We start from the raw sequence: 268 nt of genomic DNA, 5'->3' as shown, positions 1-268 counted from the left end.
TGATAAGAACGGTCAAGTAGTAGTGACCATCCATTTTATATAATTCCGATTCTTCTACTGGATAATCAACCGTACCAACAAAAGTAAACAGATCCTCTATCGTTGGAAATTCCAAAATATAGTAAATATAGCGCTCCTGCTCCTCTTCATCTGCTTCTTCCTCTTGCTCTACCTCTTCCAAATGACGAACAGCTGTTGCATCCGGTGCACTTTTCTCACGAACGGTTTGCTCCAAACTCTTGAAAAACTCATCTGGAGTCATACTTGC

General features: G+C 40.7%; 1 protein-coding gene. It reads right to left on the bottom strand.

The window, feature by feature from the left end; translation table 11 throughout:
• Window positions 1-268 (bottom strand): adaptor protein MecA (locus tag C1G53_RS09810; protein WP_192873125.1); only part of this gene is annotated, 268 nt, incomplete at both ends.

Source organism: Streptococcus suis (assembly GCF_002960445.1).
In the GTDB taxonomy this organism is placed as follows: Bacteria; Bacillota; Bacilli; order Lactobacillales; family Streptococcaceae; genus Streptococcus; species Streptococcus hyiners.
The sequence above is the reverse complement of the archived record's forward strand: the minus strand, read 5'-3'. Positions and strand labels throughout refer to the sequence as shown.